Origin of the sequence: Caenibacillus caldisaponilyticus, from assembly GCF_002003465.1 — a bacterium.
GTDB classification, from domain to species: Bacteria; Bacillota; Bacilli; order Bacillales; family Sporolactobacillaceae; genus Caenibacillus; species Caenibacillus caldisaponilyticus.
Map to the genome: position 1 here is coordinate 18401 of NZ_BDDQ01000014.1, position 12450 is coordinate 30850.

12 protein-coding genes and 2 pseudogenes are annotated in these 12450 nt (G+C 44.1%); 10 read left to right on the forward strand and 4 right to left on the reverse strand.

Annotated features, from left to right (window positions below):
- Window positions 1-143: 143 nt before the first annotated feature.
- Together CCB157_RS17550 and CCB157_RS05335 are read right to left on the reverse strand one after the other, a co-directional pair.
- On the reverse strand, window positions 144-290 hold the full coding sequence (locus CCB157_RS17550) for a hypothetical protein (RefSeq protein ID WP_158077218.1): 147 nt from the start codon (window positions 288-290) through the stop codon (window positions 144-146).
- Window positions 287-1381, reverse strand: a complete 1095-nt coding sequence (locus CCB157_RS05335; RefSeq protein WP_077614890.1) for a response regulator aspartate phosphatase — start codon at window positions 1379-1381, stop codon at window positions 287-289. Before CCB157_RS05335 ends, CCB157_RS17550 begins: the two co-directional genes overlap by 4 nt.
- A 418-nt stretch (window positions 1382-1799) precedes the next feature.
- Here CCB157_RS05335 and CCB157_RS17555 point away from each other — a divergent pair, with 418 nt between their 5' ends.
- Entirely contained in the window at window positions 1800-1958 is a 159-nt protein-coding gene (locus CCB157_RS17555) for a hypothetical protein (protein WP_158077219.1), read from the forward strand.
- A gap of 305 nt (window positions 1959-2263) precedes the next feature.
- Here CCB157_RS17555 and CCB157_RS05340 read toward each other — a convergent pair.
- Window positions 2264-2482, reverse strand: a pseudogene (locus CCB157_RS05340) (IS5/IS1182 family transposase); the annotation flags it as partial.
- Window positions 2483-2820: 338 nt separating this feature from the next.
- On the opposite strand from CCB157_RS05340, the gene CCB157_RS05345 reads away from it, so the two are divergent.
- The 7 genes from CCB157_RS05345 (at window position 2821) to CCB157_RS05375 (ending at window position 8965) form a co-directional block, all read left to right on the forward strand.
- Window positions 2821-3621, forward strand: coding sequence for an SDR family oxidoreductase (locus CCB157_RS05345; protein WP_143286935.1), 801 nt, complete (start codon window positions 2821-2823; stop codon window positions 3619-3621).
- 105 nt (window positions 3622-3726) lie between these two features.
- Window positions 3727-5637, forward strand: coding sequence for a BglG family transcription antiterminator (locus CCB157_RS05350; protein ID WP_077614892.1), 1911 nt, complete (start codon window positions 3727-3729; stop codon window positions 5635-5637).
- Window positions 5638-5666: 29 nt separating this feature from the next.
- Entirely contained in the window at window positions 5667-6122 is a 456-nt protein-coding gene (locus CCB157_RS05355) for a transcriptional regulator GutM (protein WP_238594604.1), read from the forward strand.
- A gap of 17 nt (window positions 6123-6139) precedes the next feature.
- The gene (gene srlA / locus CCB157_RS05360; RefSeq protein WP_077614893.1) at window positions 6140-6685 is read left to right on the forward strand and encodes a PTS glucitol/sorbitol transporter subunit IIC; all 546 of its coding nucleotides are present in this window, start codon (window positions 6140-6142) and stop codon (window positions 6683-6685) included.
- A gap of 24 nt (window positions 6686-6709) precedes the next feature.
- Window positions 6710-7729, forward strand: coding sequence for a PTS glucitol/sorbitol transporter subunit IIB (gene srlE / locus CCB157_RS05365; RefSeq protein ID WP_077614894.1), 1020 nt, complete (start codon window positions 6710-6712; stop codon window positions 7727-7729).
- A gap of 109 nt (window positions 7730-7838) precedes the next feature.
- Window positions 7839-8201, forward strand: a complete 363-nt coding sequence (locus CCB157_RS05370; protein ID WP_077614895.1) for a PTS glucitol/sorbitol transporter subunit IIA — start codon at window positions 7839-7841, stop codon at window positions 8199-8201.
- 89 nt (window positions 8202-8290) lie between these two features.
- Window positions 8291-8965 carry a transaldolase family protein gene (locus CCB157_RS05375; protein ID WP_077614896.1) on the forward strand — a complete coding sequence of 225 codons (675 nt, stop codon included), beginning with the start codon at window positions 8291-8293 and terminating at the stop codon, window positions 8963-8965.
- A 94-nt stretch (window positions 8966-9059) separates the two neighbouring features.
- On the opposite strand, the pseudogene CCB157_RS17985 reads toward CCB157_RS05375, so the two are convergent.
- Window positions 9060-9620 (reverse strand): annotated as a pseudogene (locus CCB157_RS17985) (transposase); the annotation flags it as partial.
- Window positions 9621-9964: 344 nt separating this feature from the next.
- On the opposite strand from CCB157_RS17985, the gene CCB157_RS05385 reads away from it, so the two are divergent.
- A complete protein-coding gene (locus CCB157_RS05385; RefSeq protein ID WP_077614898.1) occupies window positions 9965-12055 on the forward strand; it encodes a DUF262 and DUF1524 domain-containing protein in 2091 nt (696 codons plus the stop codon).
- Window positions 12056-12148: 93 nt separating this feature from the next.
- Window positions 12149-12448, forward strand: coding sequence for a helix-turn-helix domain-containing protein (locus CCB157_RS05390; protein WP_077614899.1), 300 nt, complete (start codon window positions 12149-12151; stop codon window positions 12446-12448).
- The last annotated feature ends 2 nt before the right edge of the window (window positions 12449-12450 follow it).

Here is a 12450-nt window from a genome sequence, read left to right on the forward strand (position 1 = left end):
TTGAAAAAGGCGACATTGAAACAAGGAAGTTTATAGCTCCATCGCTGCAAAAGAATGGCCATTTCCCCATCAAGATTAGGGAAATGGCCATCCTTTTTATGCGGTTCGACTTGCTGTTTGTTTAGGAGTTCGCTTCAGCCTGTTTAGAAGGTTTCCCCGTGTTCATTGAAGAAGGTTTGGATGTTGGCGGTTTTACCGTATTCGGCTTTATTGGCGTTCGAAGCGACTCCACCGAAGAGCACCGCAGCGACCAAGGCCAAACCGACAAATCCGAAAACCAGCTTTTTCATTTTAACGCTCCTTTTTCTAAAAGTTTTTGTTTGGCTTCGTGAGCCAAATAGAAATAATGACTGCTTTTGTCATATTTCCCTTTTTCATGAAAGTATGCGGCGAGTTGTTCAGCGTAATCCTGAACAAAGCCAAATAATCCTTCCTTGTTGAAGTAAGCCATGCCTTCTTTCACTGCCGATTCCAATTCCTCTTCATTCGCCGCATGATTCAGCTTATCCAAGATTGTGAGATGGTGTAAATATTCCTCGTTGTTGGTTTCTCTACAAATATTCAAGCCTTCCCGCAAAAAGCGGTCGGCGGTTTCAGTGTCACCGATTTTAAAATACTCGCGGGCCAAAAGATAGGTGGATTTATGTAATTGGTACCCCGTTTCGTAAACTTCATGAAGGTATCGGATGGCGACCTTGGATAAGGTGGGTTGGTCCGCGTACATCAGCCCCAAGTTATAGCGAACCAATAAAGCCAGCTGCTCATGTTGGTGTTTGAGGACGATGTCCAAAGCCAAGAGAAAATGTTCTTCCGCTTCTTCAAAATATTTAATGGTCGTGTACGACAACCCTAAGATGTTTTCACAGCCGGCAATTTTTATTTTGTAATCGTCGTATTCCGCGAAAACCTCTTTCGCTTTTAGCGCATAATGGACAGCGAGCAAGGGCTGGCGGATGTAGTAGTAAAAGTTTGCCAAAGAATAGTGAAATTCGGCTTCTTCTAATTCGTCTTCCACATACTTGAGCAGCGATTCGGCGGTTATATAATACTCCTTGGCTTCCGCGTATTTCCGCCGATTGGATAATAAGAGCGCTTTGAAAAAATGATAGTAATAATTAATTAATTCTCCATTCTTCCTGTAAAACCCTTCAAATTGCTTCATTATTTTTTCGGCTTCGTTCGGTTTATCGATTAATAAGTAATACCGGACGTTCAATAAGTAATAAAAACTGAGCTGGACGGCATCCTTCTTGATCAGATCCAATTGGTCGTCGACGTCATACTTCAGTTTATGGGCCTCTTGAAGATTCTGTAATCGAATTTCTTTATACCAACGAGTGAATAGATCCATCATTTGCTCATTGGATGTTCGGACAAACATTCGGGGCGGCCTCCGTTTTTCCAAATGACATTCATCTATTACAATAATAGCATTAATTAACAAAAAATATTTTGGGAAAATTATTTAAATTGATGCTAAACCAATTGGGGCACTCGTGTTCTTTTTTCCATAAACCTTTTCTATTTTTTTGCAAAGGTTTTGTTCAAGGTGCAACATCCTGTCCAAGATCCGCCTTTCGGTTAGCGAATTTGCCAAATCCGAGAGCATCATTTACCAATGAACATCGGTTTATTTTAATTCGTAAGGCGATATCAATGTTGAAGTTAAATGCCGCCAAAATGACGGTTAAATGAAGAATATGACTTGATAAATCGAATCTCTATTTTTCAGGAGTTCTCAAAAAAGTCTACTAACTATGATGCGATATAAGAAAGTTTGTAGTAAGAGGGGGATTTTGGTGAAGAAAGTTTTGGGGTTGGATATTGGGATTAGGTCCGTGGGTTGGGGCATCATCGATCACGAAACGGGAGAAATTATTGATGATGGGGTGTGCTTAAGTCTGTTCGACAAACCCGTTGGAACGCCTGAACCGAGAGATTCGCCGCCGGATCCATAGAGACCGTATTGGTGGGATCCGCTTGGCAACGGTGCCGTGTTCTGTCATGCGAACCATTTTAAGCCAGGTTCCCAAGTCTTCTCAAATGATTATGTATCTATAACATTATGATTTTACAAAAAATGTAATATATTGGTATTCAAAAATCTACCACAGGCTGTTGTTTTTGATCGTTCTCATGGTAGTGGCAATTGGTCGATGATCCTTGCCGTCAGCTTAACGCTTTTTGGATGCTCACACATCTGCATAGCGCCCACAATTCACTTCCCGCGGCGTCTAGTTGGCCGTCTCCCGGTCGCTCGTCTACGTTGTTGGATGATCAAAGCGCCCAGTGCGACCCGGACGGACAAGGCCTTTTGGCCTTTCATCGATTTCTTAAAGGATTGAGCGTATTTTTCTTCGACTTTCCACCAAAGAATCAATTGGGCGAGTTTGACCCAACGATTGTCTTTATTCAATTTGCCGCCAAACGGCAAGAAAAAGTCATCCGGCAAAATAAGTTGGTTTTCCGTTCTTTTATACAAAGCAGGTGCCTCCAAGTGCAAGGTTTTTGCATAATAGGTGATAAAAACCCTTGTATTCGATTTCGACAAACAGGGATGAAAATCCTTGTAAATAAGGGGAATTTTATTTTTCAGCAGTCCTTATTTATTTCCTCTTTTGCATATTACTTTGCAAAAGATTGCATTAATTTCTCGGTTCCAAAGAATTATAAATAAGGTGAAAGGATTGATGCAAAAGGCCAAAGGGCCATTCATGCGGATGTGTACGTTCTCCAACGGTAAGATTTTCAAAATGAAAAACGGGTGGAGGATTCATAGATACAGAATCGGATGATCACCATACAATGAAGGAGGATTTCATCGTGACGAATTGGCTCAATTTGGATGACAAAGTTGCGGTGGTCACTGGCGCTGCTTCAGGCATTGGCTCATACATCGCAAGGGAATTTTCCAGAAACGGAGCCAATGTAGTGGTCGCTGACATGAAAGTGGAAACCCGTTTTGCCGAGGACGGTATTTATCATTGTCATTGCGACATCACAAAAAGAGAAGATGTGGACATGCTCATTCGCCAAACATTGGAAACGTTCGGGAAACTAGACATTTTGGTTAACAACGCTGGCATCAATCTCCCCAGGCTACTTGTCGATTACAGGGGGGAAAGGCCAGAATACGAACTAAATGAAAAAGATTTTGATTTGATGATAGCTGTCAACGTCAAGGGTACTTTTCTTTGCGCGCAAGCGGCGGCGCGGGAAATGATTAAACGGAAACAAGGAGTAATCATCAACATCAGCTCCGAATGTGGCCAAGAAGGATCCGTCGGTCAAAGCTGCTATGCGGCGACGAAAGCGGCTATAATGGGTTTCACCCGTTCATGGGGAAAAGAGTTGGGGAATTTCGGTATCCGTGTAGTTGGAATTGCGCCGGGGATTGTGGAAAAGACCAATTTGCGGTCTGACGCCTATAATGAGGCTTTGGCCTATACCCGGAACACGACCGTTGAAGGTTTGAATACGAATTACGTCAAATCCATCCCCCTAGGACGGGAAGGAAAATTGGATGAAATCGCCTATCTCGCAGCCTTCCTTGCCTCGGATCGGGCGAGTTATATTACTGGGACGACTATCAACATTTCCGGAGGCAAATCACGTGGTTGATTGGTAGCCAAAACGCATCGTATACCTTTCAATAACAAAAAATGTAATAAAATAATTTTGATAAATTAATATCCACCTTGCACATTTTACGGGAAGGTGTAATCGATGGCTGTCATTTTTGAAAGTGATAAGCATCTACAAATCTTGGATATGATCGACAAAAAAGATTATCTCACTCCGGAATATTTGGCCAAACAAGTAAAAATCAGTCAACGGTCTGTATTTAATTACATTGATCGGTTGAATGCGGATCTCGAAGGGATCGCGGCCATCCGGAACAAACGAGGAAAGGGGTACTTTTTGACGGTTTTCGACAGGCAAAAATTCAAAGAAGTGATACGGCAAAACAAGGAACGTACCACCAAAAATGATAGCCTTATCAAGCGCATCGCTTTCATTGTTGGATGTTTGATCAGGGAAAATGGCATCAACACCCTGGATGAATTGGCCTATGAATTGAATCTTGGCCGATCGACATTAGTCAAAGATTTGAAAAAGGCATCTGTGCTATTGAATCCTTATGATTTGAAAATAGCAGGAAAACCCAACAAAGGATTGAAAATCGAAGGCAGCGAGTTGTCCTTGAGGATTTTCATCATTGAGCATCTTTATGAGTATTTGTATAGCCACTCAGCCATCGAGAAGAAAGTGGAAAATGCCCTGCAGGAAATTATCAAAAAGTGCGATCTGGAAGCGGCTACTGAAAAACGGTTCGTTCGTACAATTGTCGTCATGTTGGATCGATTACAAGGAGGACATCGGATCAACCTTGAGAAGAAATACCAGAAATTGTTCGAGACGACGGGATATGGCATCGCCAGGGAAGTCGCGATGGAGATTGAAAGGCATTTCTCGATATACATCCCTGTACAAGAAGTGCTCTTTCTTACCATTCCCATCGTTGGTAGAAGGACTCCCACCGACATCAATTCGGTGGCCAATATCACCGTCCCTCCAGAGATTACAGATTTGCTCAACACCATCGTGAATCGAATCGATGATGAGATGAACATCTTGCTGGATTTGAAAAACATTGAGAGGGAATTGGAATACCACTTGTTTTTCATGGTAAATCGTTTGATTTTTGGCATCCATTCCCCGAACCCCCTTCTGAACCAAGTGAGAGAAAAATATCCTTTAGCTTTCAAAATGGCAGAAATCGCTGGGGAAGTTATCCATGAAAAAATCGACCTGAAACCTTCTTTGGATGAGTTGGGGTATTTGGCCCTGTATTTCGAAATTTCTTTATCTGAAAATGATTTCAAAATTAAAAGTTTCCAACGCGTGGCGGTCATATGCGGTACAGGGAGGGGCTCGGCCAAACTCATTTCCATCCAGCTACGGAAGATTTTAGGTAATAAACCCGTCATCGACCTTTATTCCGATAAAGAGGCCGATCCAAGAGTTTTGTCGAAATACGATATGGTTTTTACGACGGTTCCCTTGAACTATTCTCTTGAAGCGCCCGTAATCAAGATCGACGAAATCTTCGACGAGGCGAAAATCACCAGGCAGATTGAAAACCTTGTTTATTTACAAAGCCGCCACAAAATGGAAACGCCCTTGCATGACTCTTCTTTGTTGAGCATTCTCCTTTCTAAAGAAAGGTTTTATGTGTTGGATTCGAAGGACTATTTTGAAAGCGTTTTATTCATGGCGAGGGATTTGGTGGAAAAAGGATTCGCCGATAGCGGTTTTCCCGGACGATTGATCCAAAGGGAAGAAAAATCAACGATGGTTTACGATCATTGCATAGCCTTACCGCACACGGTCAACTTTGCGTCAAGCCATATCATCGTTTCGGTGGGCATCTTTCCGAAGGAGATTTTTAAAGATGAGAAACCGATCAAAATCATTTTCCTATTGGCGCTTCCGGAAAAGGCCGATGAAGAGGAGGCATTGCTGATCAAAGTTTACGATGAAATCATGAGAATTTCCCAAAACGAGAAATGGATCTGCCAATTGAGCGACTGCCTGACCTTTGAGAAATTCTTGCTCCATTTAGGTGATCATTAACACTTTCGAAAAAGGAAGAGGTGAAGTGAATGTTAGAAATGCTAGAATTGGCTATATTTATCGGCGGAGCCTTCATTATCCAGCAATTATTGGGATTTATCCAGATCAAGCATTTCACAAAAGAATATGTGAAACTGAGAAAAATAGGAAAAGTCGCCATCGGAAGGAGGCCAGGGAAGTTAAGGGCAGGGGCAATCGTCATGTTTGCCATCAACCAGGCAGGGAAAATCCTAGAAGCAAAAAAATTACAAGGTGTGACGATCCTGGCACGGATGAAGAAACTGGAAGGTTTTGAAGGAAAATATCTGAATCGATTGACATCATCCGACATGGTCCACTGCAACAAGCCGCTCAGGATGGCCATTGAAGATGCGAAAAAAAATTACCGGACGGTTATCACAGGAGGGACCATCCCAGAAAAACCAAGTCCATTGAAAAGCATTTTATTAAAAGCAGAAAAAATGGTTGTTGCAAAAAAATCATGAACCAGGGGTGATAGAGTATGGAATATTTGGTAAAAGCTGCGGAAGTTTTCATGAATTTGTTCCAAACCGGCGCTAAGACGTTCATCAGTTGGATGACCGGTATTGTTCCTGTCGTTTTGATGCTTTTGGTTGCTATGAATACCTTAATCCAACTGGTTGGACAGGAAAAAATCAATGCGTTGGGCCGGATTTCTGCGAAAAACCCCATAATGAGGTACATGGTCCTTCCCTTCGTCGGTGCTTTCATGCTAGGTAACCCGATGAGCTTGTCGTTGGGCAGGTTCTTGCCGGAAAAATACAAACCAAGTTACTATGCGTCCGGCGCCTATTTTTGTCATACGAGTAACGGCTTGTTCCCGCACATCAATCCGGGTGAATTGTTTGTCTGGCTCGGTATCGCCCAAGGGATCAAAACCCTCGGACTAAATACTGCGGATTTGGCGATTCGCTACCTGTTGGTCGGTCTCGTGATGAATTTCTTCGCAGGATGGATCACCGACTTCACAACGAAGATGGTCGAAAAACAACAAGGTATCACCTTGAAATCAGAAGTCGATTTCTAACCAACGAAAGGAAGGATGAAAATTATGGCAAATTACCGTTCTGTGAAAGTAGTCAAAGGAACCGGTGGTTTTGGCGGTCCGTTAATCATAACCCCTACAGAAAAAAGGAACAAAATCGTTTATATCACCGGAGGCGGAGCGAAACCAGAAATCGTGGATAAATTGGCGGAACTGACCGGTGCAATCCCAGTGAATGGGTTCAACACGAAGGTGCCCGATGAAGAAATCTGCGTTGCCGTTATCGATTGCGGCGGCACGTTGCGCTGCGGGATCTACCCGCAAAAAAAGATCAAGACGATCAATATCATGCCCACCGGCAAAGCAGGTCCGCTAGCAAAATACATCACGGAAGACCTCTATGTGTCTGCTGTCGGCCTCGATCAAATCACTCCGGTGGACTTGGAAAGTACTGCGGCTGCCGAACCAGAGGAAGCTGTCACCGCTTCCCAGACGGAAAAGGAATACACCTACAGCTCCGACAAAAAAGTTTCTCAAACATTAGCGGAAAAGGAGAACAAAAGCCTATTGACGAAAATCGGCCTCGGGGCAGGGAAAGTGATTAACACGTTCTATCAAGCAGCCCGTGATGCAGTGCAAACTATGTTGAACACTATCATACCGTTTATGGCGTTCGTTTCCTTGCTGATTGGGATCATCCAAGGGTCTGGTATCGGCAACTGGTTCGCCAAGTTGATGACGCCGTTGGCAGGAAACATTTGGGGATTGATTTTGATCGGGTTCATTTGTTCGTTGCCGTTCCTTTCCCCCCTTTTGGGACCGGGGGCGGTTATCGCGCAGATCATCGGCACCTTGATTGGCGTGGAAATCGGCAAAGGCAACATCCCTCCCCAATTGGCGTTACCAGCTTTGTTCGCCATCAACACACAAAATGCTTGCGATTTTATCCCGGTCGGTTTGGGTCTTGCGGAAGCCAAACCAGAAACCGTTGAAGTAGGCGTACCGTCTGTTTTGTATTCCCGGTTCTTGATCGGTGTGCCGCGGGTAGTGGTGGCTTGGCTAGCGAGCTTTGGATTATATTCCTAATCGTTGTAATTATGGAAACGGGTTCTGCAAGGTTCGTCATGGATTTTGCAGTCCCTCTTTTTGACAACATCCAGGCAAAACAAAACTTTTTGGAAGAGTGGTAGGGGTAATGGAAGATATCTATGAAACGCAAATTGTGAACATCGGGTGTTATGTTGATGAACTCCAGAAGGAAAAAATGATCGTGCTGTTTGGGGAAAACGCACCGAAGGAATTGAAAGATTATTGCTATTTGATCCGCGTCAATTCGGTGAACGGGGGCATTGTCCCAGGCGCTACGCTTTACCTAGACAGTGAACAGTTTGAAATCACCGCAGTTGGCGATGCAGTGGTTCGGAACCTCAGACAACTTGGGCATATCACCATCCGTTTCGATGGTTCCCGGACGGCGGAACTTCCGGGAACCTTGTACGTGGAGGAAAAACCGATTCCTTCCATCGAGATAGGTACGAAATTGAAAATATCCAAATAAAGTCGCATTTTCAATAGGAGAATGAGGTTCCCCGATACATAATGACTTCGTTTAGCATCGGGAAGAACAACGAGAAAGAAGGATGATCTATGAAACTGTATATCGATTCGGCAAATGTGGAGAAAATAACCAGAATTAATGAATATTATCCGTTAGCCGGCGTGACTACGAACCCCACGATTCTTGCCACAGAAGGGCGACCGTATTTGGAAACGTTGAAAAACATCCAGTCCATAATCGGTATGGACAAGGAGCTTTTCGTTCAGGTGTTGGGGGACAAGGCGGAAGAAATGGTGGATGAAGGGAAGTACATCGTCGATGCAATTTCGGGAAAAGTGGTGGTGAAAGTCCCAGTGACAGAAGAAGGTTTGAAGGCGATTCGTATGCTTTCCGCCGAAAACATTCCCGTTTTGGCCACGACAATTTACACGGGTATGCAAGCTTTGTTGGCAGCCATGTCTGGCGCCAAATATGTTGCACCTTATGTGAACCGGATCGACAATCTGCCCGGCGACGGTCTAAGGGTTGTTTCCAATATTGTCCATATGTTTCTCCAATATGATTTGGGGTGCGAGGTGTTGGCTGCTAGCTTCAAAAATGTCCAACAAGTTTATGATGCCGCGCTGGCTGGGGCCCAAGCAGTCACAGTAAGTCCCGATATCATCGAAAAATTCGTCGCCTTCCCTTCCACGAAAGTGGATGTTTCCGAGTTCCGGCAAAAATGGACGGCCGCATTTGGTAAGGATCATAGCAATTTGGGCTGAAAAGCCCTTTTTTATTTTGATGCCTTGGGTGTTCCCGGGTAGTGTCCCGTCAAGTAGTGTAAATTTATCTAGTGCCTCTACTTAGTGACAAGATTTATTTTTGAAGGATGGATGTTAGGTCCAAAAAGCTCTGTTCGCCAGTGAATTTTGCCATCGACTCTTTGCTAAAGTAACGCCGTCCCACCATCCATTCTTCATGTTGTTCTTTTAAAATGGCTCCCGCAAGACGAATGACCGCGTCACGGTTAGGGAATATACCAACCACTTCGATTCGGCGGCGAATCTCCCGGTTCAGGTGTTCCAACGGGTTAGTCGAACAGACTTGTTTCCAATGCTCATGAGGAAACGCCATATAAGCTAAGACGTCTTCTTCGGCCTGTTTCAGTACCTCCATCGCTTTGGGAAACCGTTCTGCCAGCTGGCGCACCACAAGGGACAGTTGTTGTTTCACAGCGGCTTGCGTCGGTTGGGGCAAATATGGTGCGTACAATCGCCGACACCATCATTTGAGAAGACTTGGGAACCTGGCTTAAAATAGTGCGCATGATAGAACACGGCACCGTTGCCAAGCGGATCCCAACAATACGGTCTCTATGGCCGCCCGAAGCCCTTCATGTGCGTCACTAATGGCTAGTTTAACGCCACGCAGTGCCTTCCCGTAAGAAATCGACATCCCCTTCCAAACCCACTTTTCGAAAGTCCAACAGGGTAAACTTATCAATGGAAGCCATCGAGTTGCACCTCCTACTATTTGAATTGCTTGTCACTTTTAGTAGATTGCACTCGATGGCTTCTTTGTCAATAAATGGATTTAGAATTTACACCACAACTTGAGACTTTAACTCAGCGTTTTCGTTTTATCTGAACGTAGTGGGATAAAAAGTGTATTTGCCATTCTCAACGATTGCGCTGATTTGCCCTTTTATCTGGAGTTTACAAGTGTTCATAATCATGTCATCATTAGGTAAAGAATAATTGAATAAGGAGCAGGGCTGGAAAATGAAGGCATCGGAAACGAACTTTCTCAAATTCTTGCAAGGGACAAAGCAATTCATCATTCCGATTTATCAACGAAAATACAGCTGGACGATTCAGCAATGCCGCCAACTTTGGAACGATATCGTTCGCGCGGCGGAAGATGAAGAGGTTCAAGGACACTTTGTCGGGTCCATCGTCTATATCGAAAAAGGGCTGTACCAAATCTCTGCCGTACCCCAATTGCTCGTCATTGACGGTCAGCAACGTCTGACCACCCTTTCCTTGTTGTTGATGGCATTGGCCCGGGCGATTGAGGAAAGCGGGAAACCTCATGATATTACGAAGAAAAAAATCATGAATTATTATCTCGTCAACAATGAAGAAGAGGATGACTTGTATTACAAACTGCTTCTCACGAAAAGCGATAAAGACACGTATATTCAACTGCTTGCCGATAAAGAGCTCTCCGATGACTATTCACAGAGAATTGTGGACAATTACAATTTCTTTGCGAATGCGATCCGAAAGAGCGGAATCGATCTGAACAAGCTTTACCGGGGAATTTCCAAACTTATTATTGTCGATATCGCATTGGACCGGGATCATGACAATCCGCAATTGATTTTTGAAAGCTTGAATTCGACGGGTCTCGATTTGTCGCAAGCGGATCTGATCCGCAACTACGTGTTGATGCAGCTCGAACCGAAAGAACAAAACGAATTGTATATGGATTATTGGTATCCGATGGAGAAAGGATTCGGGGATCTGAACGATTCGGCCCTGTTTGACCGTTTTATGCGGGACTATTTGACGGTGAAAACGGGACGGATTCCGAATATCAATCGCGTTTACTCAAACTTCAAGGAATATGTGCAAAGCCAAAAAGGCCGTCATATCAAGGAAATTGTGGCGGATATCTATCGTTTTTCGCAATATTTCGTGAAGCTTGCGTTTCAAAAGGAAAAAGACAAGGAAATCAATGAGGTGCTGGCGGATATTAACACCTTGAAAGTGGATGTCTCCTATCCGTTTTTGCTTGAGTTGTACGATGATTATGATAACGGGAAACTTTCCAAAGGGGATTTCATCGCCATTCTGAAACTCGTTGAATCGTATGTTTTTCGCCGTGCGATCTGCGGCGTCCCGACCAATTCATTGAACAAGACATTTGCCAACCTGAGCCGGGAAATCGATAAAGAAAACTACTTGGAAAGCGTTCGGGCAGCCTTTTTGCTCAAAGAGGGTTACAGGCGTTTTCCAAATGACGAAGAATTTGTTCGCGAACTGGTCATCAAAGATGTTTACAATTTCCGCAACCGCAATTATCTTCTGCGGAAGCTCGAAAACCACAATCGAAAAGAAATCATAGATATCGAGAGCTATACCATTGAACACATCATGCCGCAAAACAAAAATTTGTCTCCTGATTGGAGAAAGGATTTGGGTGAAAATTGGGAGGAAATCCATAAAACCTATTTGCACACGCTGGGGAACTTGACGCTGACCCGCTACAATTCCGAGCTCAGCGACCGTCCTTTTAGAGAAAAAAGAGATATGGAAGGCGGCTTTGCCGATAGTCCCCTTCGGCTGAACAGAGGGCTTGCTAAGGTGGAAGTCTGGAACAAAGAAGAAATCGAAAAACGGGCCCAATCGCTTGCCAAATTGGCTCTCGAGATATGGGAGTATCCCCAGTTGCCGGAAGCGGTTTTGGAGAAGTACAAACGGTCACCCGAAGACAATCAGGGAGCGGTCTACACGCTTGCCGACCATACCGAAAATCTTCAGGGCGATCTGTTGAATCTGTTTGAGCATTTAAGAAAACGCATATTGAACTTGGACAGTTCCGTTCGTGAAGAGGCTAAAAAACTGTACATCGCCTACAAAACTGCAACGAACTTCGTCGATATTATCCCGCGAAAAACAAAGCTGCAATTAAGCTTAAATATCCCCTTCGATGAAATCCATGATCCGAGAGGAGTTTGCAGAGATGTGACCCATTTAGGTCGCTGGGGCAACGGCGACGTGGAAGTGACCCTTTCTTCCTTTGATGAAATCGACTATGTAATGTCTCTCATCAAGCAAGCGTTTGAAAAGCATAGAGATGAAGATTGAAAACGAAAACGAAAGCCCCCGGGAAATGAAGTGCACCCCTTAAAGTAGACACAGGAAAAACCCCCTGTGAAAATACTTTAAGGGGTGATTTTCATGGCAAGAAAAGGACAGAAATTCAAGACATACAGCTTTGAACTCAAAAAGAAGGCAGTGGAAATGAGACTTCAAGGAATTCCCAAGGCAAAAATCGCTGAAGAACTGGGGATCCAAGATGTGGGGCGCCTGAAGGTTTGGATGAAGAAATATTGGGAACAGGGCGACTTTGGATTAATGGAACACAGGGGAAGACGGAAAGAGTACAAAGACTTGGAAAGGGAAATCAAAAGGCTGCGATTGGAGAATGATGTTCTAAAAAAGTGGTTGGAAATCTTGGCAAGGGAGGGGAAGCACTGAAA

Coding starts and splice junctions, on each gene's coding strand:
- CCB157_RS17550 (WP_158077218.1), bottom strand. CDS start 290: ATGAAAAAGCTGGTTTTCGGATTTGTCGGTTTGGCCTTGGTCGCTGCG.
- CCB157_RS05335 (WP_077614890.1), bottom strand. CDS start 1,381: ATGTTTGTCCGAACATCCAATGAGCAAATGATGGATCTATTCACTCGT.
- CCB157_RS05350 (WP_077614892.1), top strand. CDS start 3,727: ATGGCTGTCATTTTTGAAAGTGATAAGCATCTACAAATCTTGGATATG.
- CCB157_RS05355 (WP_238594604.1), top strand. CDS start 5,667: ATGTTAGAAATGCTAGAATTGGCTATATTTATCGGCGGAGCCTTCATT.
- srlA (WP_077614893.1), top strand. CDS start 6,140: ATGGAATATTTGGTAAAAGCTGCGGAAGTTTTCATGAATTTGTTCCAA.
- srlE (WP_077614894.1), top strand. CDS start 6,710: ATGGCAAATTACCGTTCTGTGAAAGTAGTCAAAGGAACCGGTGGTTTT.
- CCB157_RS05370 (WP_077614895.1), top strand. CDS start 7,839: ATGGAAGATATCTATGAAACGCAAATTGTGAACATCGGGTGTTATGTT.
- CCB157_RS05375 (WP_077614896.1), top strand. CDS start 8,291: ATGAAACTGTATATCGATTCGGCAAATGTGGAGAAAATAACCAGAATT.
- CCB157_RS05385 (WP_077614898.1), top strand. CDS start 9,965: ATGAAGGCATCGGAAACGAACTTTCTCAAATTCTTGCAAGGGACAAAG.
- CCB157_RS05390 (WP_077614899.1), top strand. CDS start 12,149: ATGGCAAGAAAAGGACAGAAATTCAAGACATACAGCTTTGAACTCAAA.